Origin of the sequence: Rhodopila sp., assembly GCF_965276935.1 — a bacterium.
Classification (GTDB): Bacteria; Pseudomonadota; Alphaproteobacteria; order Acetobacterales; family Acetobacteraceae; genus Rhodopila.
This window is the reverse complement of the sequence record NZ_CBDIBS010000001.1, coordinates 580,961-601,936: the sequence shown is the minus strand read 5'-3', so window position 1 is coordinate 601,936 and position 20,976 is coordinate 580,961. Positions and strand designations below refer to the sequence as shown.

16 protein-coding genes and 1 pseudogene are annotated in these 20,976 nt (G+C 65.9%); 9 read left to right on the top strand and 8 right to left on the bottom strand.

What is annotated here, in order from left to right:
• Window positions 1–63 precede the first annotated feature (63 nt).
• From ACQY4S_RS02720 to ACQY4S_RS02700, 5 genes are all read left to right on the top strand, one after another.
• Window positions 64–1,599 carry an ABC transporter substrate-binding protein gene (locus ACQY4S_RS02720; RefSeq protein WP_428483657.1) on the top strand — a complete coding sequence of 512 codons (1,536 nt, stop codon included), beginning with the start codon at window positions 64–66 and terminating at the stop codon, window positions 1,597–1,599.
• An 18-nt stretch (window positions 1,600–1,617) separates the two neighbouring features.
• Window positions 1,618–2,574: an ABC transporter permease gene (locus ACQY4S_RS02715; protein WP_428483656.1), complete on the top strand. Its 957-nt coding sequence runs from the start codon at window positions 1,618–1,620 to the stop codon at window positions 2,572–2,574.
• Complete coding sequence (locus ACQY4S_RS02710; protein ID WP_428483655.1) at window positions 2,567–3,427, top strand: ABC transporter permease; 861 nt, start codon at window positions 2,567–2,569, stop codon at window positions 3,425–3,427. The genes ACQY4S_RS02715 and ACQY4S_RS02710 overlap by 8 nt, the downstream gene beginning before the upstream one ends.
• Window positions 3,424–5,484, top strand: a complete 2,061-nt coding sequence (locus ACQY4S_RS02705) for a dipeptide ABC transporter ATP-binding protein (RefSeq protein ID WP_428483654.1) — start codon at window positions 3,424–3,426, stop codon at window positions 5,482–5,484. The genes ACQY4S_RS02710 and ACQY4S_RS02705 overlap by 4 nt, the downstream gene beginning before the upstream one ends.
• 123 nt (window positions 5,485–5,607) lie before the next feature.
• Complete coding sequence (locus ACQY4S_RS02700; RefSeq protein WP_428483653.1) at window positions 5,608–5,997, top strand: GFA family protein; 390 nt, start codon at window positions 5,608–5,610, stop codon at window positions 5,995–5,997.
• Between the two features lie 335 nt (window positions 5,998–6,332).
• Here the strand turns inward: ACQY4S_RS02700 and ACQY4S_RS02695 are convergent, their stop codons facing one another.
• Window positions 6,333–7,577 (bottom strand): LLM class flavin-dependent oxidoreductase, encoded by a 1,245-nt coding sequence (locus ACQY4S_RS02695; protein WP_428483652.1) that lies wholly within the window; start codon window positions 7,575–7,577, stop codon window positions 6,333–6,335.
• 243 nt (window positions 7,578–7,820) lie between these two features.
• Between ACQY4S_RS02695 and rplU the strand changes: the two are divergent.
• The 4 genes and pseudogenes from rplU to proB all read left to right on the top strand — a co-directional run.
• Window positions 7,821–8,129, top strand: a pseudogene (rplU, locus tag ACQY4S_RS02690) (50S ribosomal protein L21); the annotation flags it as partial.
• A 285-nt stretch (window positions 8,130–8,414) separates the two neighbouring features.
• On the top strand, window positions 8,415–8,684 hold the full coding sequence (gene rpmA / locus ACQY4S_RS02685; protein ID WP_428483651.1) for a 50S ribosomal protein L27: 270 nt from the start codon (window positions 8,415–8,417) through the stop codon (window positions 8,682–8,684).
• A 69-nt stretch (window positions 8,685–8,753) separates the two neighbouring features.
• Complete coding sequence (gene obgE / locus ACQY4S_RS02680; protein ID WP_428483650.1) at window positions 8,754–9,779, top strand: GTPase ObgE; 1,026 nt, start codon at window positions 8,754–8,756, stop codon at window positions 9,777–9,779.
• Window positions 9,776–10,891: a glutamate 5-kinase gene (gene proB, locus ACQY4S_RS02675; protein ID WP_428483649.1), complete on the top strand. Its 1,116-nt coding sequence runs from the start codon at window positions 9,776–9,778 to the stop codon at window positions 10,889–10,891. Before obgE ends, proB begins: the two co-directional genes overlap by 4 nt.
• A 116-nt stretch (window positions 10,892–11,007) precedes the next feature.
• Here proB and ACQY4S_RS02670 read toward each other — a convergent pair whose 3' ends face one another.
• The 7 genes from ACQY4S_RS02670 to ACQY4S_RS02640 form a co-directional block, all read right to left on the bottom strand.
• On the bottom strand, window positions 11,008–13,251 hold the full coding sequence (locus tag ACQY4S_RS02670) for a xanthine dehydrogenase family protein molybdopterin-binding subunit (protein ID WP_428483648.1): 2,244 nt from the start codon (window positions 13,249–13,251) through the stop codon (window positions 11,008–11,010).
• Window positions 13,248–14,240, bottom strand: coding sequence for an FAD binding domain-containing protein (locus ACQY4S_RS02665; protein ID WP_428483647.1), 993 nt, complete (start codon window positions 14,238–14,240; stop codon window positions 13,248–13,250). Before ACQY4S_RS02665 ends, ACQY4S_RS02670 begins: the two co-directional genes overlap by 4 nt.
• Window positions 14,241–14,360: 120 nt before the next feature.
• On the bottom strand, window positions 14,361–14,879 hold the full coding sequence (locus ACQY4S_RS02660; protein WP_428483646.1) for a (2Fe-2S)-binding protein: 519 nt from the start codon (window positions 14,877–14,879) through the stop codon (window positions 14,361–14,363).
• 176 nt (window positions 14,880–15,055) lie between these two features.
• A complete protein-coding gene (locus ACQY4S_RS02655; protein WP_428483645.1) occupies window positions 15,056–15,919 on the bottom strand; it encodes a helix-turn-helix transcriptional regulator in 864 nt (287 codons plus the stop codon).
• 227 nt (window positions 15,920–16,146) lie between these two features.
• The gene (gene pucL / locus ACQY4S_RS02650) at window positions 16,147–16,989 is read right to left on the bottom strand and encodes a factor-independent urate hydroxylase (RefSeq protein ID WP_428483644.1); all 843 of its coding nucleotides are present in this window, start codon (window positions 16,987–16,989) and stop codon (window positions 16,147–16,149) included.
• A 222-nt stretch (window positions 16,990–17,211) separates the two neighbouring features.
• Complete coding sequence (locus ACQY4S_RS02645; RefSeq protein ID WP_428483643.1) at window positions 17,212–19,929, bottom strand: molybdopterin-dependent oxidoreductase; 2,718 nt, start codon at window positions 19,927–19,929, stop codon at window positions 17,212–17,214.
• Entirely contained in the window at window positions 19,926–20,735 is an 810-nt protein-coding gene (locus ACQY4S_RS02640; protein WP_428483642.1) for an FAD binding domain-containing protein, read from the bottom strand. The genes ACQY4S_RS02645 and ACQY4S_RS02640 overlap by 4 nt, the downstream gene beginning before the upstream one ends.
• Between the last annotated feature and the right edge of the window lie 241 nt (window positions 20,736–20,976).

The following is a 20,976-nucleotide window of genomic DNA, read 5'->3' as shown; positions in this document are numbered from 1 at the left end:
TGGCACAAAGGTTGCTGCGGATCTCGGCAATATACGACAACAACAAAACGAGGGGGCCTCATAATGCGCAACGAATCGCCACGCCGCCCAATTCTTAGTCGCCGCGACGCCCTAGCCGGCGGCAGTGCCGCGGCCCTGGCCGCCACGATGGCGTCGGCACCCGCCGCCGAAGGCAGTACGGTCCGGGTCGCCTACCCCGCGGCTGCCGCGACACTTGACCCGGCCAAGATGCGTGTCGGCGGCCTTGACTACAACTACGCCAGAGGCGTGTTCAGCCGGCTGACGGCGCAGGATGACATCACCCAGGTGCTGCCCGACCTGGCGACAAGCTGGGAGGCCACCGAGGATCTCAAGACCTGGATCTTTCATCTCCGTCCAGGCGTGAAATTCCACGACGGAAAACCATTGGACGCGGCCGATGTGGTGTTTACCTATAACAGGCTGCTGGACCCGGCGATCGGCTCGGTACTGCGTGCGTCGCTGGGTGCCGTCGGCAAGGTCGAAGCCGTCGATCCGCTGACTGTCAAATTCACCATGAAGGTCCCGTACGCGGACATGCCCGCGGTCGCCGCCGGCTACCAGGCGCAGATCGTCAGCGAGGCGCACGTGGCCACGCTGACCACCAAACCGATCGGCACCGGCCCGTTCCGCTTCGTCGAGTATCGACCCGGCGATCAGTTGGTGCTGGAAAAGAATCCGGACTACTTCCTACCCGGCGTGCCCAAGATCGACCGGGCCATCCTGCGCGTCATCCCGGAATTCACCACGGCGGTGGCGGGCCTGGAAAGCGGATCGGTCGAGATCGTCTATGATCTGCCGCCGGAACAGCAGGACCAGTTGAAGAACAGCAGCGTCGCGCGCGTCGATGCTGTCACCTCCGGTCACTGGGGCGGCATCATCTTCAACAACGAGTTCAAGCCGTCGGATGATCCGCGGGTCCGCGAAGCCCTGATCAAGCTGGTCGACAGGCAGGCTCTGACCGACATCGCCACGTTCGGCTACGGCATCCCGACCGTCACCCCGATCCCGCCAAACCATCCGTTTTTCCGCAAGGACCTGCTGACACCGCCGGACGTCGCGGGGGCGAAGAAGCTGCTGGCCGCGGCCGGATTGAGCAAGGGTTTCCCGATCGAGATGTATCTCGGCGGCAGCGATCCGACCGCGGAGCGGCTGGCAACCGCGTTCCGCGACAGCGCGAAACAGCTCGGTATCGCTGTGTCGTTGCGCATCGTGCCGCCGGACAAGTTCTTCGCCGAGATGGAAGGCAAAGTGCCCTTCAACATCGATGGCTTCTTCGGCCGCTCGACCCCCGACCTGATGACCTATGCCTGGTACCACAGCAGCGGATCGTGGAACAACACGTTGTGGCACTACAAGAACGCCGAGGTCGACAAGTTGCTGGACACCGCGCGCTCCACCACCGACAAAGCCGAACAGGCGAAGCTGTATGGACGGTTTCAGGAGATCGTCGCCAAGGACGGGCCGGGCTGCCTGGTCTTCGTGAAGAATTTCGCCTGCGGCGTCAGCAAGAAGGTGCAGGGCTTCAAAAGTTCGCCGCTGATGTGGGCGGATGTCAGCCACGTAACAATCAGCGCCTGATGCGGGCCGGTTGACGCGATGGCCGGGTACGCAATGCGCCGCCTCGGCACCGTGCTGTTCATCCTGCTGGCGATGTCGCTGCTGGTGTTCCTGGCGACGCACGCCTTGCCGTCGAACACCGCGGCGCTGATCCTCGGTCAGTATTCCACGCCGGAAACCCAGGCCGCGCTCGAGCACAAGCTCGGCCTCGACCTGCCGCTGCCAGTGCAGTACTGGCATTGGGCCGACGCGATGCTGCACGGCGACATGGGTCAGTCCATGGTGATGGAGCGCCCGGTCGCCCCGGTTCTGTGGGATGCGTTCGACCGCTCCGCCGTGCTCGCGGTGCTTGCCATGACGGTGGTGTCTACGGTCGGCGTGACCATGGGCGTCGTGGCAGCCGTCTGGCGCGGCCGCTGGCCGGATCACGCGGTTTCCGTGTTCGCCTACCTCGGCATCTCGGTGCCTGAGTTCTACTGGGGCCTGGTCCTGATCCTTGTCTTCGGCGGCACGTTTCATTTGCTGCCGACTTCGGGCTCCGGCAACCTGAGTGACGGCCTGGCCCGCTTCAGCGCCTTTCTGGTGCTGCCGGTGGTCACCCTGACGCTGACACTGCTGGCGCACGTCTCGCGGCTGACGCGATCCAGCATGGCCGAGGCGCTGGACAGCATGTACGTCAGGGTGGCGCGGTCCCGTGGGCTGCCGGAACGGCTGGTGATCTTCCGCCACGCGCTGCGCAACGCCTTGGTGCCGACCATTACCGTGCTGGCGCAGGATTTCGGCTTCCTGATCGGCGGCATAGTTGCGGTAGAAACGGTTTTCGCCTACCCAGGGCTGGGCCGGCTGCTGATCTTCGCCTTGCAGCACCAGGACCTGCCGCTGATGCAGGCGGCGATCCTGGTGCTGACAGCGGTCTACTGCCTGGCCAACCTGACCGCCGACCTGCTGTATGGCGTGGCCAATCCACGTATTCGCTACGGTGGCGCGGTTGACTGACGCAGTGCCTGTCGCGGCGTTGACCACAATTTCGGCGCGTCGGCTGCCCGGCGCCTTGCTGATCGGTGGCGCCATCGTGCTGGTGCTGCTGGCCACCGCCGCCCTGGCGCAATACATCGCGCCCTACCCGTTCGACCAGATGCACATCCGTGATCGCTTTTCCCCGCCCAGCCTGCGCTACCTCGCCGGCACCGACGAATACGGCCGGGATGTCTTTAGCCGGTTGCTGATCGGCTCGCAGCTTTCCCTGCTGCTGGGCGTCACCGCCACGGTCATCAGCATGGGTTTCGGCGTGCCGCTCGGACTGCTCGCCGGCTATCGGCGCGGACTGGTCGATGAAGCGATCATGCGCGTGCTCGACGTGATGATGGCGTTTCCGCCCATCCTGCTGGTGCTGCTTATTCTGGCGATCACCTCGCCCAGCCTGATGAAAACCGCCTTCGCCATCGGCGTGCTGTCAGCGCCGCCGATCGGGCGCGTCACCCGCAGCGTCACGCTCGATTTGATGAGCGGCGAATTCATGGAAGCCGCCCGCGCGCGCGGCGAGCGCCTGTGGTACGTGCTGTGGCGGGAGCTGCTGCCCAATGTCTGGCCCGTCCTGATGGTCGAGGCCAGCCTGCGCGTCGTCTTCGCCGTCCTGCTCGGCACGGTGCTCAGCTTCCTCGGCTTCGGCGTTCAGCCACCCGCCGCCGACTGGGGCTTGATGATCAGCAATGGCCGCGGCTTCGTTACCATGGCCCCATGGATTTCCCTCGCCCCCGGCATCGCCATGGGCATCACCGTGATCGGCATCAGCCTGCTGGGTGACGGACTGCGGGAGGTGCTGGACCCGCGCCTGAGTGGCCGGCGATGAATACGCCACCCCTGCTACAGGTCCGCGACCTGACCGTGCGCTACGGCGGCGGAACCGACGGCAGCGCCGCCGTGCGCAACGCATCGTTTCAGTTGCAACCGGGCGAGGCGCTGGGCATCGTCGGTGAATCCGGCTCCGGCAAAAGCAGCATCGCCGGCGCCATCCTCGGTCTGCTGGGCGCGGCCGCGCGCACCGAGGGAGAGATCCTGTTCGAGGGCCGCGACCTCACGCAGCTCACGCCGGTGCGGCGCCGCGGCGTATTGGGGCGGCGCATCGGCGCGGTGTTCCAGGATCCATTCACGGCGCTCAACCCCGCACTGCGCGTCGGCCGGCAGATCGCCGAACCGATGGTGCAACATCTCGGCCTGCGACAGCCGGAGGCGATGCGTCGCGCCGTATCGCTGCTGCGCGAGATGGGCATCCACCAAGCCGATGACGTGGCACGCGCGTTCCCACACCAGCTTAGTGGCGGCATGAAGCAGCGCGCGCTGATCGCCGCCGCGCTGGCCTGCGAGCCGCCGTTGCTGATCCTGGACGAACCGACCACTGCGCTGGATGTCACGGTCGAGGCGCAGATCCTCCGCCTGCTCGCCCGGTTGCGCCGGCAAAAGCAGGTCAGCCTGCTGTTCATCAGCCACAATCTTGGCGTCATCCGCCGCCTGTGCGACAGCGTCGCGGTGATGTACGCCAGCCAGTTCGTCGAGGTGGGCAGCGTGCGCGACGTGCTGGAGCATCCAGAGCATCCCTACAGCAAAGGCCTGCTAGCGTCTCGGCCACCCCTGGCCGCGGCGTCCCGTGGCAGCCGGCTACCTGCTATCCAGGGCCAGATGCCAAGCGCGCCACGACCCGCTTCCGGCTGCGTGTTCGCACCACGCTGCCCGTTCGCCGAAGCCCGCTGCACGGGCGAACCACAGCAACTGGTCATCGCCGCGACCGGCCATCAGGCGCGCTGCTGGAAGGCCGACGCGCTGGGCGACTGGCCGCGCCTGGCGGTCGAGTCAATCGACCAGCCGCCGTTCCGCCGCGGCGACGCGTTGGTCAATGTGACACGGCTGCGCAAAACCTTCGCCACGCGGCGCGGCCTCGCCGCCTGGCGCCTGTCGTTCGCCGGCTCCAGGCCCAGGCTGCGCTTCCAGCCGACGCAAGTCACCGCGGTGGATGACGTGTCGCTGTCGATCTCACCCGGCGAGGTGCTGGGTCTGGTCGGCGAAAGCGGCTGCGGCAAATCCACCCTGGGCCGCCTGGTGCTACGGCTGCTGCGGCGGACCGACGGCACTGTCGAATTCGACGGTGCCGATGTCGGCCAGTGGGCCGGACCGCAAATCAGCGCGTTCCGCAAGCAGGCACAAATCGTCTTTCAGAATGTCGGTTCCTCGCTCAATCCGCGCCTGTCGGTCGGCGAGGCACTGGAACGGCCGCTGGCCCTGTTCGGCCTGGCCAAGCTCGGCGCACGCCGCCAGCGCGTCGAGGAACTGCTGGAGATGGTGCGGCTGCCCGCATCCTATCGGCAGCGCTACCCGCATCAACTCAGCGGCGGTGAGCGGCAACGGGTCGCCATCGCTCGGGCCCTGGCGACCGAGCCTCGCTTCATCGTCTGCGATGAGCCGGTGTCCGCCCTTGATGTCTCGGTGCAGGCGGCGATCGTCAATCTGCTGGCCGACCTGCGCGATCAGTTTGGCCTCGCCTATCTGTTCATATCGCACGACCTGGCCGTGGTGGCGCAATTGTCCGACCGGGTGGCGGTGATGTATCGTGGCCGCATCTGCGAAGCCGGAACACCAGCCGATCTGCTGGCAGCACCGCGTCATCCTTACACACGCATGCTGCTCGATGCCGTCGCCGACGGACCCGATGACCGCGGCACCGGCGAGACTGCCGCGATCGCCATCGGGGGCTGCGTGTTCGCTGCGCGGTGTCCGCATTGTTTGCCATCCGTGTGCGGCGTTACCTCGCCCGAGCTTCGCGTCGTCAGCAGCTCCCACCAGTTCGCCTGTCACTTTGAAAGTTTCGGTATTGCCAGGCCTGTCGCCGAGCTGGCGCACGGCGTGGCGCCCTGAAAAGCCCAGGCCGGTTGTCTGTCCTGGATGCCCCGGCGCGGCGACACTCCGACGGAGATGACTTCCTGCCCCAACCACGCGATCATCGGGCGTCCATTGCAAAACATCCCGGAGGCGACAACGATGCTGCAAACCTACGAAGGCGGTTGCCACTGCGGCCAGGTCCGCATCCGCGTGCAGGCCGACCTGACGCAGGTCTCCGTGTGCAACTGCTCCATCTGCACCAAAAAGGGCATCCTGCACCTGATCGTGCCGCTCGACCGTTTCGAGCTGCTGCAAGGCGACGATGCGATGACCACTTACCAGTTCGGCACCGGCATCGCGAAGCATACCTTCTGCCGCCACTGCGGCATCCATGCTTTCTATACGCCCCGTTCCGAGCCCGATAAGGTCAGCGTGAATGCGCGCTGCCTGGAAGGCATCAATCAGACCATGTTGCATCCCTCGCAGTCGTTTGATGGGCAGAACTGGGAGGCGGCGATGCAGGCCCGTGAGGCCGGATCGGGAAGCTAGAACGCAACATAGACAGTTGCCATGCGGCCGATCGGCATGCGGCTAGCCCCTCCATGCGATTGCTCATAGGGAAAATCTCAAGCTTCGTTCGGCGGCGGATTACCATGCCTGGAGCACGCTCGCTATGAATGCCTTTTGAGGTCGCAGCCTTCTTCCAAGGAGGGTGATCAGGACACCTGCAACTCTTGAGACTGACCCAAAACCGGACCTTGGATAGCCACTGCTCAAATGCCTACCAAATGATGCATGGCACCGATCGCGAGTCCATTACTGTTGCTGGACTGTTGCTGGCGGAGACGTGGATACCGATCAAGTTTCACGCGGCGTCCGCCCGCTCATTCCGCCGCCGTCCGACCGCGCGCCTTGTCGAGATCGGGCACGTTGCTGCCCGACGCGCTCAGCATCGGCGACTTTGTCACCGCGAGCGCGGCGGCGGCCGTCTCGTTCGCGTTGATCTTCGACATCACGGCGTCGCGGGCGCGGTCGAAGTATTCGCGGTTGTTGCGCACGAAGTCCTGCGATTTCCGCAACCCGGCCAGGTAGCCGTTGATCTCCGGCACCACGTAGCGCGCCACCATGTCCCAGCTTCGCATGGTATTTTCCGGATTGGCCCAGTCGTGCACGAAGCCGACGACGGTGCCGAAGCCGCCGCTGATGTCCAGCACGGACTTGATCGTCCGCACCAGGTCGTCGGGCGTGCCGATCGTAGCCGCGGCGCCATCCGAGAACGCGGTCTTGTCGACCGCCTCGTCGGGCGTCTTGAACGGCCGGGCGCCGGGGCGTTGCAGGGTCGCGGCGACATATTCGTTATGGTGTCGCATAAGCCCATCGCGGGCTTCGGCACGGGCCTTTTCCCGCGTCTCCGCGATGTGCCAGCTCAGCAGCACGCGCCAGTTCGCGCGGTCCACCGTCTTGCCGTGCTTCACCGCGCTGTCCTCGGCGAAACCCCATTGTGTCGGCAGGGCATTCAATCCTTCGCTCGACATCGAGCCAATCGAGATGATGCCGATGCCGTGCTTGCCCGCCAATGTCATGCCGGACGGGCTGATCTGCGAGGCGACGGCGAAGGGCATGTCTTCCTGCAACGGTAGCAGTTGCAGGGCGGCGTCCTGCAGGGTGAACCAGTCGCTCCGGGCGGTGACGCGCTCGCCGTTGAACAGCCGCCGGATGATGCCGATCGCCTCATCCTGGCGGTCGCGCAGCAGCATCGGATCGACACCCAGGGTATGCGCGTCCGACGCCAGCGCGCCAGGGCCGGAGCCGAAGATCACCCGCCCGCCGGTCATGTAGTCCAACTGCACGATGCGCTGCGCGACGTGGAACGGGTGATGGTAGGGCAGGGACACGACCCCGGTGGCGAGCTTGATGCGCTTGGTCCGCTCCCCCGCCGCGGCCAGGAACATCTCCGGCGAGGCGATCATCTCCCAGCCGCTGGAATGGTGCTCGCCGCACCAGAATTCGTCGTAGCCGAGCTTGTCGAGGTGCTGCACCAGGTCGAGGTCGCGACGGAACTGCAGCATTGGGTGCTCGCCGATCGGGTGATGCGGGGCGAGAAAGGCACCGAAATTCAAACGCGGCATCAAGGGGTCTCCTGCAAGGTCAGGCTGGATGGACGAGACGGATCGGGAAGCCGATTGGACAACGGCGGCGGCGGATCGGCAAGCGGGTGCGCCGGCACCCCAGGGTGACATCGGCAACCGGTTGACCTGGAACGTATTTCAGGCGTTGACATCGGGTTGCGGACGACTATAACGCGCGTTTCTTGTTGCCCAGGCGCTTTCTCTCCCGGGCTTGTTTACTTTGCGGTTCTGAAAGTCAATTCCATGTTTGCTGTCATCCGCACCGGCGGAAAACAGTATCGCGTTTCTCCGAACGCCGTGCTGAAGGTCGAAAAGCTGGACGCCGAGGCCGGCGGCACGGTTACGTTCAACGATGTGCTGGCCGTGGGGGTCGAGGGCTCCTTGACGCTGGGTTCGCCGATGGTTGCCGATGCGTCCGTCACCGCGACGGTGATCGCGCAGGACCGCCTGGACAAGGTCATCATCTTCAAGAAGCGCCGCCGGCAGAACAGCCGCCGCCGCAACGGTCATCGTCAGCACGTCACGGTGCTGCGCATCGCGGGCATCAATGCGAACGGCCAGACCTATGCGGCGCCCGCAACCGCGAAGGCGCAGCCGCGGGTGGGCGATGAGGTCGCGCCCGTCGATCTCGACGTTGCCGCGACCCCGATCATCGTTTCCGCGGAAGCGCCGGGTGCTGTCGAAACCCGGAGTGTGCAAGCCGATCCGGTTGAAACCAATCCCGCCGCCGCCCTCGATGTGGCCGCGACTCCGGTCATCGTTTCGGCTGAAGCGCCGGACGCTGTTGAAACCGATCCCGCCGAAACCAACCTGGGCGAAGTGCAGGAGTAATCTGTCATGGCACACAAGAAGGCAGGCGGCTCGTCTCGCAACGGCCGCGATACCGAGGGCCGGCGCCTCGGCATCAAGAAGTTCGGCGGCGAGAAGGTCATCGCCGGCAACATCCTGGTCCGCCAGCGCGGCACCAAGTGGTACCCCGGCAGCAATGTCGGCCTGGGCCGCGACCACACGATCTTCGCCCTGGTTGACGGCAAGGTGAAGTTTACCCGGAAGTCCGAGGGTAAGGTGCATATATCGGTGGAGCCGCTGGCGCTCGCCGCGGAGTAGCGCCGGACCCGATATGGCTGTGACGGGGGCCGGTGCATGCCGGCCCCCGTTTCTGTTTGGTGACATTCGATGAAGTTTCTCGACCAGGCGAAGATCTATCTGCGCTCCGGTGACGGTGGGGATGGCGTGACCGCCTTCCGGCGGGAGAAGTTCATCGAGTTCGGCGGCCCTGACGGCGGCAACGGGGGCAAGGGCGGCGACATTGTCTTTGTCGCGGAGCACAACCTGAACACGCTGATCGACTTTCGTTACACCCAGCATTTCCGGGCACCGAAGGGCGGCAATGGCGCCGGGTCGGATCGTACCGGCGCCGGTGCCCGTGATGTCGTGATCAAGGTCCCCCTCGGCACCCAGGTGTTCGCCGATGACCACGAAACCATGCTGGCGGACCTTGATGCCGCGGGCAAGCGCGTCACCCTGCTGGCCGGCGGCGATGGCGGCTTTGGCAACACCCACTTCAAGACCTCGACCAATCGCGCGCCACGCAAATCGACGAAGGGCTGGCCAGGCGAGGAACGCTGGGTCTGGCTGCGCCTGAAGCTGATTGCCGATGCTGGCCTGGTCGGTCTGCCCAACGCCGGCAAGTCCACCTTCCTGTCGGCGGTATCCGCCGCTCGTCCGAAAATCGCCGACTACCCGTTCACCACGCTGCACCCGCAGCTTGGCGTCGTCCGCCTGTCGGCCTCGGAGGAATTCGTCCTGGCCGATATTCCTGGCCTGATCGAGGGCGCGCACGAGGGTGCCGGCCTGGGCGATCGCTTCCTGGGCCATGTCGAGCGGTGTGCCGTCCTGCTGCACCTGGTCGATGGCGCCGCCGGCGATGTCGTCCGGGCGTGGCGCACCGTCCGCGGCGAACTTTCAGCTTATGACGGCGGATTGGCGGAAAAGCCCGAACTGATCGGCCTGAACAAGTCGGATTCGATGACTCCGCGGGAGACCTCGGCTCGGCTGGCGGCCTTGCGGAAAGCCTCCGGACAACCCGTCTTCCTGCTGTCCGGCGCGACCGGGCAGGGGGTGCCCGAAGTCCTGCGTGCCCTGCAGAACACGATCCATGAAACCCGGCGTCATGCCGCGGGGCGGGAGCGGGCGGCATGATCCCTTCGATCGGCCTCGCCCAGCGGATCGTGGTGAAGATCGGCAGCGCCCTGGTGGTAGACCAGGACGAAGCCGCGCCGCGCACAGCCTGGCTCGACAGCGTCGCCGCCGACATCCAGGCGCTGCGGGCGCGGGGTGCGGACGTCATCGTGGTCTCATCGGGCGCTATCGCATTGGCCCGCCGGACTTTAGGGTTGACGCAGAAGCGGCTGAGACTGGAGGAGAAGCAGGCCGCCGCGGCGGTCGGGCAGATCCGCCTGGCGCAGGCCTGGGCGCAGGCCCTGTCCGCCCGCGATCTGACTGCCGCCCAGCTTCTGCTGACCCTGGATGATACCGAGGACCGTCGCCGCTACTTGAATGCCCGCGAGACGCTGACCACCCTGCTGTCGCTGCGCTGCGTGCCGGTGATCAACGAGAACGACACCGTCGCCACCGCCGAGATCCGCTTTGGTGACAACGACCGGCTGGCCGCCCGCGTCGCCGAGATGATGCAGGCGGATCAGTTGATCCTGCTGTCCGACATCGACGGCCTGTACACCGCCGATCCGCGCCGCAATGCCTCGGCCGCGCATATCCCGGTGGTGGACGGCATCACGCCGGAGATCGAGGCAATGGGCGGCGAACCGCCACCCGGCTACTCGTCCGGCGGCATGCGCACCAAGCTGGCCGCGGCGCGGATCGCCACCCGGGCCGGCTGCGCCATGGCCATCGCTATCGGTAACGTGGAGCGCCCGTTGCAGTCGCTGGAACGTGGCGCCCGCTGCACCTGGTTCCTGCCGGCGCCGGAGGGACGCACATCGAGGAAGCGCTGGATTGCCGGCTCGCTGTCGCCGCAAGGCACCCTGACGGTCGACGCCGGCGCGGCGCGTGCGCTGGCCAGCGGCCGCTCGCTGCTGCCGGCCGGCGTCCGCATGGTGGAAGGCGTCTTCGAACGCGGCGATCCCGTCATGATCCTGGGTCCGGACGGCGTGATGCTGGGCCGTGGTCTGTCCGCCTATGCCAGCACCGATGCCGAGCGGATCGCCGGGCACCGGTCGGACCAGATCGAGGCGATCCTGGGCTGGCGGGGGCGCGATGAGATGGTCCACCGGGACGATCTGGTGTTGGGGTAACGGCTTGAACGGGCGGATCGCGCGATCCGCGGCACATGGGGGAACATGGCCAGGCTGCAGCCGCCCTGGCGAGTTGTTGGTTGCACCGCGGCACGCCATGACTTGCCGTATCCCTTTCAGATCTCGGCAAAAAGAGTCTCCGGGAAGATCGGCAAGTCGCGCACGCGAACGCCGGTCGCGTTGAACACCGCATTGGCGATGGCCGCGGCGCTGCCGACGGTCCCGATCTCGCCGCAGCCCTTGACGCCGAGAATGGGGTTGGCGACATGGTCCGGCCGGTCGATCATGATGACGTCGATGTCGGGCACGTCCGCCTGCACCGGCAAAAGGTAGTCGCCCAACGAGGCGTTCGTCATGCGGCCGCTGTGCTCGTCGTATTCTCCGGCCTCGAACAACGCCATGCCGATGCCGAACACAATCGCGCCGGCGAGCTGGTTACGGGCAGTGGTGGGGTTTAACACGCGTCCGAAGTCGAATGCTGAAACAATACGGCGCACGCGCACCTCGCCGCTGCTCGCGCGTATCGCAACCTCGGCGAATTGGGCGCCCCAACACTGGACGGAGTGGGTTTTCTGGGCCGCGACAGGCGTGAACACGCCTTCCTCAGCTATGCGGTCCAGCCCGTTGCGGCGCAACAGGTCCGCGTAGCTGTCGACGCGGTCAGGCGCATCGACCGCGAACAGGCATCCTGCCCGAAAGCCGATCCGGTCGTCGGGGAGGTTGGCGAGCGGCGAAGCCGCATCGCTGGACGCGAGGCGGACCAACCTGGTTCTGACCTGCTCCGCCGCCAACGAGACGGCTGGACCGACGCTGCTCGCGGTCCATTGTCCGCCGGAGCCCGGAGCCAACGGCAGATCGGTGTCGCCGAGGTCACATCGCACCCGCTCGATCGGCAAGCCAAGGCCATCCGCGGCGATCTGGCTTAGTATCGTGTAGGTTCCGGTTCCGAGATCGAGCGTGGAGGCGGCCACCAGCGCCGAACCATCGGCAAGCACGGCAACGGTTGCGCCGGCAGGTACTTGATGGTTGTGAAAGCCTGCCGTGGACATTCCCAGTCCAATCCACCAGTCGCCCTCCCGCCTGCCACGCGGCTCTGGGCTGCGTTCCTTCCATCCGATCCGTTCGGCGGCAACCGCGTAGCAATCGCGCAGATGCTTTGGCGAGAACGGCCTTCCGGTACCCGGCTCGGCATCCGAATAGTTGCGCAACCGCAGCTCCAGCGGGTCGATGCGCAGGGCCCAGGCCAGTTCGTCCATGGCGCTTTCGAGGGCGAAACTGCCCGCTGCCTTGCCCGGCGCGCGCATCGGGCAGGGTGTGCCGATGTTGATGGGCACGGCGCGGTGTGTGGTGCGCATTGACCGCGTCGCATAGAGTTGCCGCGTCAAGTAGCCGCACGTCTCCTGGTAATTGGTCACCGTCGAAGTCGCGGACCAGGTCTCGTGCATGACCGATCGTAGCCTGCCGTCGGCGTCAGCACCGAGCGCCACGCGCTGCCGGATCGCTGGGCGTGCGCCGCCAAGAACGAAGACCTGTTCGCGTGACATCTCCAGCTTCACGGGCCGGCCAAGGACGCGCGCCGCCTGGGCACCCAGCGCCGAATGGTAGCGAAACCAGCCCTTGCCGCCGAACCCGGCCCCGATGAAAGGGCTGGTGACCCGCACACGCTCATGCGAGATGCCAAGTGCCTGAGCCAAGCCCCGGGCGGTGCCGGTAACCCATTGGCACGACTCGTGGAAGATCAGGTCGTCGCCATGCCACTCGGCGACGTTGCCGTGCAGCTCCATCGAAGCATGATGCTCCTGAGGCGTTGTGTAAGTGAGGTCGACGGCGAAAGCGGAGGCGGCCAGCTCGTCGTCGGGGGCGCCGAAGGTGACATCGGTGGGCTCACCGGTGGCGATGGGGAGGTGGATGGCCTCGGCCATCGCCGGCACGAAACCGACCGATGTGACAGGCGTGCTGTTCGCGTAGGCCAGCTGGACCAGCGCGGCAGCCTGCCGTGCGGCCTCTGGCGTCTCCGCCGCCACCAGGGCGACGATCTGCCCCGCATAGTGAATCTCCGAACCCTGGAGAGGCGGCATGTTCTCGTGTGGGTATTGGCCGAGCGTGGGGTGCATGACCGGCTCGAGGGGATGCAGAACGGGGCGGTGCTCCACATGCGTCATCACCAGTAGCACGCCCGGAACCGCTCTCGCGGCGGCGGTGTCGATGCGCTCGATGCGGCCCTTGGCAATCGTCGCGGTCACCAAGGCGGCGTGCGCGACGCCGGCGGGCAAGCGATCGGTGCCGTAGTCCGCCCGTCCGGTCACCTTGGCTCGTGCATCGGGACGGCGGACGCCTTGGCCGATCAGAGCAACGTTCATGCCGGCATCTCCGCAACGTCCGCCAGGGTTTGCACAAGCACCCGCCTGGCCAGCCTAATCTTGAAGCCGTTATGTTTTCGTGCGATGGCGGCAGCCATCGCTGCCTCCGCCGCTTGGCGAAAGGCTGCGAGATTCGGGCGGCCGCCGCGCAAGGCAGCCTCGGCATCCCAGGCACGCCAAGGTTTGGTAGCGACGCCGCCGAGGGCGATGCGCGACTCGCGGATGGAGCCGTCGTCCGCGATGTCGAGCGCCACGGCGCAGGACACGAGGGCGAACTCGTAGGAGGCCCGGTCGCGGACTTTCCGGTACATCGATCGATTGCCGAAGGACAGCGCCGGCACCTCCACGCCCACGATCACCTCGCCGGGCAGCATTGCCGTCTCGCGTTCGGGCGTGCTGGCCGGCTCAAGGTTGAAGTCGGTGAACGGCACGACCCGCTCGTGCTCGGGTCCCCGCAGGTGAACGGTTGCCGCCAGCGCGGCCAGCGCCACGGCCATGTCGCCCGGATGAGTGGCGATGCACCGGTCCGACGTACCCAGGATGGCGTGCCCGCGGTTGACGCCGTTGATCGCATCGCAGCCGCTGCCAGGCGCGCGCTTGTTGCACGCGCTGTGCGTGTCGCGGAAATAGGAGCATCGTGTCCGCTGGAGCAGGTTGCCACCCATCGTGGCCATGTTGCGGAGCTGTCCAGACGCACCAAGCCGGATGGCTTGGGCGAGCATCGGCAGCCTTGCAACGATGTCGGGATGGTTGGCGACGTCGGCATTTCGCGCCAGGGCGCCGATCCGCCAGCCGCCCGCGGCTCGCTCGATGCTGTCCAGGCCGCCGACGCGCGAGATGTCGATGACGACGCGCGGGTTGGTCACGCCTAGCTTCATCAGGTCAAGCAGCGAAGTGCCCCCCGCGAGCAGGGCGGCCCCCTGGTTCGATGCGAGCAACGCCACGGCGTCCTCGGGCGAATGAGCAGTGAGCAACCTAAAAGGGGTCATACCAACGGCCCTTGATCTTGACCGACAGCCGGTCAACGGCCGTCGGTATCTTATTGATTTTGCGCGTGGCCGCCCCACCAACCCCACGCGCATACCAGTCAGCCCTTCGGGCCGCTGGTATCATGCTTCTACCCCGGCATCGCGAACATCGCGGATTGCTACGACGATGTTGTTGTAGGCGCCGCACCGGCAGATATTGCCGCTCATTGCCTCGCGGATTGCCTCGTCCGTCTCCGGCACACCCTCGCGCAGCAGGCCGACGACGGACATGATCTGGCCCGGCGTGCAGTAGCCGCATTGATAGCCGTCATGGGCGGCGAAAGCCTCCTGCACCGGGTGCAGCACCCCGTCCGGCCCTTCCAGACCTTCGATGGTCGTGATTTCGCGGCGTTCCTGCGTCGCGGCCAGCATGAGGCAGGACAGCACGCGCCGTCCGTCGAGCAGCACGGTGCAGGCGCCGCACTGGCCGTGGTCGCAGCCTTTCTTGGTGCCGAACAGGCCCAGTCGCTCCCGCAGCACGTCGAGAAGCGTGACCCAAGGATCGACGTTGATGGCATGGACGGTTCCGTTGACGCGGAGCCATAGCGTCGGCGTGCCGTCATTGCCGTGCCCGCGCTTTCCTTCATGAATGGTCAGCATGGAATTCATCCTGTGAACTTTCTCGCCAACAGCAGGGTCGGTTGCAAAACATGTTCCGTCACAACCTCGCTCGGTCTGTCGAAGTTTGTCCTTGGAGGATTGTCATGCCGAACCGGCTTCTCTCAGCATCCGCATGGGCAGTTAGCGAGTGGGATGTTGTGGAGACAGATATAAACTTATCCTAGGACCTGCGCCCCTACCCTCACGTCGTGCGTGAGAGCGCTCTTCAACGCCAGTTCTGTCGTCGCGTGATCGCGCGCAGGGACATAAAGCGTCAGGGTAAGGTCCGGCGCTTCACTCACCTGGAAAGACCCATAATCGAATACCAACTCGCCGAATCGCGGGTGGCGAATGAGTTTGCGGCCGCCGGTGCGGCGCAGCACGTCGTGCGTCGTCCAGAGGGCATCGAATACCTTGCTGCCGGCGCGCAACTCGTGCACGAGTTCGGCGAACCTTCCAGCGCCGCCCGCTCGGTCATACCGTAGCCTGAACTGGGCCACGATCCGCCGCGCGTGGCTCTCCCACTCGACGATATTATGTCGGGCTGTGGGGTTGAGGAACATGAAGCGCAGCAGATTGGCGTCGCCGCTGGGGACCTGGCCGACATCGGGAAAGACCAGACCGGCCGCCGCGTTCCATAGCAACACGTCGCCGTAGCCATCCGAGACATAGGCGGGGTTGGTTTCCTGTGCGGCCACGATGGCACGCAAGCTCGGGGGGACCAAGCAGGGGAGCGCGCAGGCGGTGCGACGCCGGTCGGCAAGAGCGAGCAGGTGCTCCGTTTCGATCAGATCGAGTCGCAGCGCAAGGGCCAGGCGGGCCGCGGCCGGAACCGAGAGCTTGATGTCGCGACCCTGCTCGAGCCATGCGATCCAGTCGGCGCTCAGGCCCGCCAGCCGCCCCAGCTCCTCCCGGCGCAAGCCTGGCGTGCGCCGCCGCGTTGCCGGTTCGGCGCCGAAACCGCACCGCTCCGGTGATAGGCGCGCGCGGCGCACCCGGATGAAGTCGGCCAGTTCGCGAAGCTGGGGATTCGGGCTCATTGCCATAGCAACATATGGGTCGGGCGAGGCCCGTTGCACCTCGCAGGCTGCGAACATGCGCAGATGGCGCGAGGCGGTCTGACTTGGGCCGCAGCCCAGGTTGGCTTGGGCACAGACGTGCCCTGACGTCCGCAGCGAGATGCGTCGAACGTCGGGGCAGGGACCCCAGGCTTTTCCTGATCGCGCGATTCAAGCGCCTTGAACAATTCAGTTGACTTGATCACGGTTTAATTCACCCGTCCGACCACGCATTCGATCTGCCCGTGTGGCTCGTCGGTCGGGGTGAATACCATGTTGTCGGACGACAGGCCGAACGGGCTCAGGTTGATTGGCAGATAATGCTTGTTCGGGCAGGCGAGGCTGATCGTCGCCAGCTCGGGCACCGCTGCCAGAGCGGCTTCGCCCATGCGATAGAGACTATCCTGTACGCTTCGGCTGTATGTGCTGGCGAATACGTCCAGCATGGTGCTCAACACCAGCGCATTGCTAATAGTGTAGTCCTCGACTGGCGCGCGCCAGGACCAGTGCGCATCCATCGCCGTGGCGGCGATACGGTCGGTGGTTTCCGGCAGCGTGGTATATTCATCCTTGACGTATTCCACCCAGCCCGATTGCGTCGTCTTCATGAAGGTAAAGCCGTTGATGCCGGAGATGGTGGTCGTCGCCTCACGCGTGCCGCTTACAGCGGCGAACGGCTTGCCGTTGCTGTCCAGCACGAAGCTATGGTGGTGTGGCACGCCGCCGACGCTGGCTCTGCGCCAGACCGTCTCCTGCATCTCGACCGTCACCCGCGCCACCTGTGGATAGCGCTCCAGAAATCGGCTGGCGAGCGCCGCGCCGAACAGTTCCGCGCTGGCGGTAAGGTTCTCGCGCGCGACGATATTGGTGATGTTCTTGATCGAGTCGGTGGCGACGACAGCGTGGTTGTCGCCGGCCGTATAGGATGCCGCGAAGTCGCCTTGCAGCATTGTCCTGACGGATAATTCCCGTACCTCGTGACGTGCGGTGTCACGCCGAACCCGCAACACCCGCACTTGGCCCTTGCCGTAGGTGTTCTGGATCAATGGCATTGTCAGGCTCCTGTCATAGGGGTTGCAACATAAAGGTCGGGCGCCTGTCCCCCGGTGCCGACGCGGGCGGACCGCAAAAAGTCTCGTCGCCGCGGCTCTGGAGGCTTTGACTGTCCGTACGGGTATCGTGGCGGCACGGTCGCCAGACCTCACTGCTGGCGTGATGATGTTGAATCGGCGGTGGAACGATCGCACACGCGTCGCAAGAGCAGTGTGTCGCCTTCACGTGGCCTCGCGATCAATGATTTGCCGGTACAGCCGGTCGGCCTTGAACGGCGTCTGCCGGAAGCGCACGCCGGTGGCATCGCGGATCGCGTTGCCGAGCGCCGCCGCGACAGGGTTGAAGGGGCTTTCGCTCATGGATTTCGCTCCGGCGGGGCCAAACCGGTCCACGGTGTCGGCGAAGTATATGCGGCTGTTCGGCACGTCGGCCAGGATTGGGATATGGTAGTCGCGAAACGTCCGGCTCATTGTGTGCCCGGAGGCATCGACGTCGACCGTCTCGAACAGCGCCGCCCCCAGGGCCATGGCGATGCCGCCTTCGACCTGCCCGCGGCACTGCATCGGATTGATGACCACACCGGCATCGGCGGCGTGAATGCTGTCGAGGATTCGTATCTCGCCGGTCTGCCCGTGCACCGCCACCCGGAAGGCCTGCACGTTGAAGGCGACGGAGCGGGGGGTTCCGCTCGAATGCCCCGTCGCCGCAAGGTCGCGGCCCGCGTCCACGGCCAACGACGCCAGCACGGTCAGGCTGATGTGCCGATCGGGGCAGGTCACGCCATCCGCGCCGAGCGTGCAGGCCTGGCGTCCGCAACCGGCGATTTCCGCCGCGAATTTGATCATGACCGCGGCCAGAGCCTCGGCCGCGCGGTGCGTGGCGGCCCCGGCCACCACCGTTCCGGTGCTGCCGAAGGCGCCCGTGTCATAGCCGACCCGGTCGGTATCCGACTGGATGATCCGGATCCGGGACGGCACGGCGCCCAGCGCCGCGGCCGCGAGCTGCTGATGGACCGTCGTGGTCCCGTTGCCGAATTCAGCGGTGCCGACCGCGACCTCGTAATGCCCGTCGTCGCGCAGCCGCACCCGCGACTCGGAATAATGGCCGTTGGGCGGGATCGTATCGAGCATCGCCAGCGCCATGCCCTGGCCGATTAGCCAGCTTGGCGGCAACGTGGATGGTTCGGCGGCCGCGAGCTCCCGCTCGACCTTATCGAGGCACTGGTCGAGTCCATGGCTGCCAAATTCCACATCATGCGGTGCCTCGTCGATCGACACCATCGGGTTGCCCGGCCGGACGATGTTGCGGCGGCGGAACTCGAACGGATCGAGCGACAGCGCCCGCGCCAGTTCGTCCATCGCGGATTCGACGGCGAACACCGTCTGGCTCAATCCGTAGCCGCGGAACGCGCCGGCCGGCACGGTGTTGGTGTAGACGGCGAAGGTGTCCACCTTCTTGTTGGCGCAACGGTAGACGCCGAAGCATTCGCCGCAGGCGTGGAACAGGACGCCAGGGCCATGGTTGCCGTAGGCCCCGGTGTTGCTGACGACGTGAAGCCGCAGCGCGCTCAGCCGCCCATCGGCATGCACGCCGGCCTTGATGCGCACCTGCATCGGATGCCGGGTCGTGGTTGTCGTGAACTGCTCCTCGCGGGTCAGTTCCAGCTTCACCGGGCGGCCGGTGCGCAGCACGGCGAGTGCGACGATGTCCTCGATCAGCATCTCCTGCTTGCCGCCGAAGCCGCCGCCGACGCGCTCGCAGAACACCCGCACCTTGTCGCGCGGCAGATCGAACACGTCGCACAGTGCGTTGCGCGTCAGATAGGGGGTCTGCGTGCTGGTGCGGATGTGCAGCCTGCCATCAGATTCCAGCCAGCCGATGGCGGCGTGGGTTTCCAAGGCGGCATGCTGGATGCGCTGGGAGGTATAGGTGGCTTCATGAACATGGGCGGAAGCCGCGAAGCCGGCGTCCACGTCGCCGATGTCGCCGTGCGCCTCGGCCACGATGTTCCGCTGGGGATTGGCGATGCGCGAGGCGGCGGCCGGCTTGTCATGCACGACAGGCGCGCCGGGCTGCATCGCCAGCACCGGGTCGAACACCGCCGGCAGAGTCTGGTAGGTTACCGCCAGGCGCGCGCAGGCTTTCTCGGCCGCCGCTTCGGTGTCCGCGACAACGGCAGCGACTCGTTGGCCGATGAAGCGCACGACAGGATCGAGGACACGGGTGTCATCGACGTCGTCCGTCGGACGCTCGTGCCGCGCGGTGGAAAACAGCTTGTCCGGCGCGTCCAGGTAAGTCAGCACCGCCTGCACGCCGGGAACCGCCAGCGCCGCGGTCTTGTCGATCGCCACGATCCGGGCGTGCGGATGCGGCGATCGCAGCAGCTTCATGTGCAGCAGCCTATCCATGGCGACATCCAGCGTGTAGCGGGCCTGCCCGGTGACGATGTCCGGACCGGCCGGCGCCGGGATGCAGCGGCCGATGGCTGAGCCTGACGGGCCGGCCTCGACGTTGCGGATGCCCGCAATAGCATCGCTGATCGCATGATAGCCGGTGCAGCGGCACAGGTTGCCCTTCAGCGCGACCGGCAGATCCTGGCGTTGCGCGTCGGTCAGGCTGCTCGCGGTCATGATCATGCCGGCGGTGCAGAATCCGCACTGGAAGCCCTGGGCATCGAGGAAGGCGCGCTGCATCGGGTGCAAGCCGTGCGCCGGTGCCAGGCCCTCGATCGTCGTTACCGTCTTGCCTGCGGCGCGCGATGCCGGCACCAGGCAGCTATGCACCGGCTTGCCGTCCAGCAGCACGGTGCAGGCGCCGCAATCGCCCGTGTCGCAGCCTTTCTTGACGCCGAACCATCCCGCTTCCCGCAGGAATGTGCGCAGGCACTGCCCTGGCCGCGGCGCATGTGCCGTTGCCTGCCCGTTGATGGTGCAGGTCAAGACACTGCCGCGGGCGCGAGTTCGCGACGGATCTCCTCCGCCAGAAGCAGCGTCACATGCCGGCGCCAGTCCGGTCGCCCATGCATGTCGCTGAACCAGGACCCGGGCGCAATGTTCCGATCGATCGCGGCGGCCAAGCCGGCCGCATCCGGCGGATGGCGAAAGTTTAGCCTCATCGGCCGGATTATCGAGGCGGTTATCGTCAACGTGAAACCGCCGCCGCAGCTTGGGCGCGTGCCGATCAGCAATGCGCCCGACCTGCCGTGCCGGGTGAGCGAGATTTGACGAAACGCGCTTCGCCGTATCAGCGCCGCCGCTGGGATGTCGATCCGGCGCAATACCTCGTTCGGCCGCAGCGCGTTGCTGTTCGGGCCGGTGACCAGGTCGATGATCGGTATCCGCCTGTCGGTTCCATTCGGCAGCCACACCGTGCCGACGCCGTCCAGCGCGGCCATCAGTGATGTCATCGAGCCCGCGGGCAACGACAGACAGATATTCCCACCCACCGTCGCCGTGTTCCACACCTTGAATGAAGCCCAGAGCGCTCGGCAGCATTGTCCAATTAAACGTGCCGCGATCCATGTATTTGGAAGTACAGCGGCATCGAGTTCCGCGATTGTGCAAGTCGCGGCGATTTCCAGTCCGTGTTCGGATACCACCAGCGCCGGCCAGTCCATCGCGCATAGGTCGACCAGCCGCCGCAGATGCGGCTGTGGTTCCGAGAACAGCCAAGTGCCGCCGGCCAGCCAGGCGTCACCCGACTGCCACGGTTTCAGCTCGGTGCGAGCGCCAGGGGTCTCGATCACGGTGATTGTGTCCAGATCCAGAAGCCGTGCCTTTTCAACAGCGTTCGAACAACGTCAGAAGCCTACGCTATTGCCGCCAAGCTGATCCGTCCATCGTCGTTTACGACAAGTTCCATGCGATGTCAGCCAACACCATGCCTCATTGACAACCCGCCCAATCGCCCGGCGACAGGAAGCATGACATCGGCAATCGCTGGTCATGCGTCGTCCGCCACAACACGAAATACGTCGTTCGCAGCAG

Bases quoted from the DNA above. Each gene is read 5' to 3' on its own strand.
- ACQY4S_RS02720 (WP_428483657.1), top strand. From the start codon at position 64: ATGCGCAACGAATCGCCACGCCGCCCAATTCTTAGTCGCCGCGACGCC.
- ACQY4S_RS02715 (WP_428483656.1), top strand. From the start codon at position 1,618: ATGGCCGGGTACGCAATGCGCCGCCTCGGCACCGTGCTGTTCATCCTG.
- ACQY4S_RS02705 (WP_428483654.1), top strand. From the start codon at position 3,424: ATGAATACGCCACCCCTGCTACAGGTCCGCGACCTGACCGTGCGCTAC.
- ACQY4S_RS02700 (WP_428483653.1), top strand. From the start codon at position 5,608: ATGCTGCAAACCTACGAAGGCGGTTGCCACTGCGGCCAGGTCCGCATC.
- ACQY4S_RS02695 (WP_428483652.1), bottom strand. From the start codon at position 7,577: ATGCCGCGTTTGAATTTCGGTGCCTTTCTCGCCCCGCATCACCCGATC.
- rpmA (WP_428483651.1), top strand. From the start codon at position 8,415: ATGGCACACAAGAAGGCAGGCGGCTCGTCTCGCAACGGCCGCGATACC.
- obgE (WP_428483650.1), top strand. From the start codon at position 8,754: ATGAAGTTTCTCGACCAGGCGAAGATCTATCTGCGCTCCGGTGACGGT.
- proB (WP_428483649.1), top strand. From the start codon at position 9,776: ATGATCCCTTCGATCGGCCTCGCCCAGCGGATCGTGGTGAAGATCGGC.
- ACQY4S_RS02670 (WP_428483648.1), bottom strand. From the start codon at position 13,251: ATGAACGTTGCTCTGATCGGCCAAGGCGTCCGCCGTCCCGATGCACGA.
- ACQY4S_RS02665 (WP_428483647.1), bottom strand. From the start codon at position 14,240: ATGACCCCTTTTAGGTTGCTCACTGCTCATTCGCCCGAGGACGCCGTG.
- ACQY4S_RS02660 (WP_428483646.1), bottom strand. From the start codon at position 14,879: ATGCTGACCATTCATGAAGGAAAGCGCGGGCACGGCAATGACGGCACG.
- ACQY4S_RS02655 (WP_428483645.1), bottom strand. From the start codon at position 15,919: ATGAGCCCGAATCCCCAGCTTCGCGAACTGGCCGACTTCATCCGGGTG.
- pucL (WP_428483644.1), bottom strand. From the start codon at position 16,989: ATGCCATTGATCCAGAACACCTACGGCAAGGGCCAAGTGCGGGTGTTG.